The sequence below is a fragment of the Mycobacterium sp. 852002-51163_SCH5372311 genome, from assembly GCF_001667115.1.
In the GTDB taxonomy this organism is placed as follows: Bacteria; Actinomycetota; Actinomycetes; order Mycobacteriales; family Mycobacteriaceae; genus Mycobacterium.
Genome location: NZ_LZIJ01000205.1, coordinates 1 through 2,003, shown reverse-complemented (window position 1 = coordinate 2,003; position 2,003 = coordinate 1). Strand labels below are relative to the sequence as shown.

2 protein-coding genes are annotated in these 2,003 nt (G+C 57.4%); both read left to right on the top strand.

The features are described 5' to 3' along the window. On the top strand, positions 1-599 hold a 599-nt coding region (locus tag A5791_RS25505; protein WP_197504776.1), incomplete at its 5' end, for an RNA polymerase sigma factor. Beyond that, positions 592-1,077 carry a hypothetical protein gene (locus A5791_RS25500; protein WP_067243063.1) on the top strand — a complete coding sequence of 162 codons (486 nt, stop codon included), beginning with the start codon at positions 592-594 and terminating at the stop codon, positions 1,075-1,077. The genes A5791_RS25505 and A5791_RS25500, both read left to right, overlap by 8 nt. Positions 1,078-2,003: the final 926 nt, after the last annotated feature.

Sequence of the window (2,003 nt, the reverse complement as noted above, 5' to 3'; positions counted from 1 at the left end):
GCGAGACCGGCCCCGTTAGCAAGGGGTACGCCGAGAATCTGGATAAAGAGATTCGCAAGGCTGCGCGGAGCGTCGCCCACGACCTTGACGAGTTGGTCTTCTGGGTAGCCGAGGCCAAGGCATTAGGCATCCATACACACCTTGGTTTCGATTCGTGGACGGACTACATCGTTGAGGCGCTAGGTGACTTCACGGGGGCGCTAGGCCCGGCTGTGAGGCAGCTACTCGTAGACATGTTCCGCAAGGACGGGATGAGTCTTCGTGCTATCGCCGAAGCTTTGGGGATAAGCAAGTCGACCGTCCAACGCCAGGTGTCCCAAAGTGGGACAGGCGACGATGACGGCGAAGTTGTCAAGACAACCGGCACGGACAACAAGGCGTATCCGCGTCGCAGCCATGGCGGGGGTGGGCACAGGGGTCCGCTTGACGCAGTCATGAAGCTGAAGCGTGCCGGTTCGGCCATTGCCAACATCACCGGCCTTGAGCCCGACGAGGCAAGGAAGCAAACGGCAATCTGCGAGTTGATCGAAGACCTGCTTGCCAGCATCCAGCCCGGCAACCAAATCGAACTAGACGGAACGGAATTGATCAATGGATAACCAAGACCTCGACGCTGAGCTTGCTGCACTGGTTGGCGGCGACAACCCTTACGAGCGTTGGCGCGCGCATCCTGAACGAACCGAGTTGGAAGGCGTCCACGCGTTTGTGCTCTACCACCTACTGGCGACTAACCCTGACGACTTTGCAGGAGAGTTCGGTGTCTCAGTAGGCATCTCACGGCCTTCCCCTAATGACGATCCTGAATTGCACATCGAATCTGTTGTGCTTGGCATCGAGAGCTCAATGGGAAGGCGGTTGAACAATGTGCTCCTAGATGCCACGGAAGCGCGCCAACTAGCCAACCAGCTAGTAGCCGCAGCTGACCAAGTTCGGGAATGGGTTCCGCCAGAGGGGTATATGGGCAGGCTTGCGCGTAGTGTGTTCCCCAAGTTGACTGTCGAGCAACTTATGGCCGGTGGCCTCACCGAAGACGAGGCACGTGATCTGCACGAGAAGCTCCGAGAAGACAATCCCTAGCAACACCGCCAGAACGGTTTTCGGACTGCGCTGCCCCGAATCGCGGTTCGACTCCGCGACTGGCACAGCTGGCCGTGTGCGACGGTCAAGGCGGCAAGGTGTTCTGACTGAGTTGACCTCGTAGAACGCGTAACCGCTATGCTTGACGCCATGTGCTGAAAGGGAGGGCAAATGTCAAAAAGGGGCCTCGGCGTAATCCTATGTATCGTTATACTTTTCGCTTCGTTAAGTAGTCAACAGGCTAGTGCAAGACCTACCATTGATGGTAAGGCGGTTGTTTGCGATACTTTCGACAAATACGGAGTCAATGTTCAATCCGTAAAATGGATCGGAGACTATATAATTGATAGTCTACAGGAAACACCACGCGGTGCGGTGACAATTATACAAACATCCATAAGCCTATATTGCCCTAATTACAATCAGGCCTTTAGCGATTTGAATAACCAGCTGGCAAAAGATCAACATCCTGGAAATCCGCTTTTCAAGTAGGCGTAATGGTCGAACACCCCCGGCCTCTGCCTACGCCTAGACACCACCTGGCCGCCCAGGCGGATGAAGGAACCTAGGCGGCCAAGTGCGGCGCGTACGGTTACAGGCAGAACCGCGCGCTGCCGGTCGTAACGCTTCTTGCGTTGCCTTGCAGAACTTTTGGCGCGACGGCCAATCTTGCTGTTACCCTTCGCCTTCGCCAGCCGTGCGAACTTGCGGCGGGCTGCCGCCTGTTTCCTGGTGGGCATCGTTGTCTCCTACCGGCGCTCTACGCGCACCTGCGGCGGGCAGTCGGGACTAGTGCCCCGGTACCTACCGCCCTCGGACGGTGGTTTACCGCGCAGCGGCACAGGCTCCAGGCCATCGGCCCAACTGAACTCGCTAGCGCCGGTATCGCCGTTTTCCAGATACGCGAGGTTGCGCGCAAGCTGGTC

Bases quoted from the DNA above. Each gene is read 5' to 3' on its own strand.
- A5791_RS25500 (WP_067243063.1), top strand. From the start codon at position 592: ATGGATAACCAAGACCTCGACGCTGAGCTTGCTGCACTGGTTGGCGGC.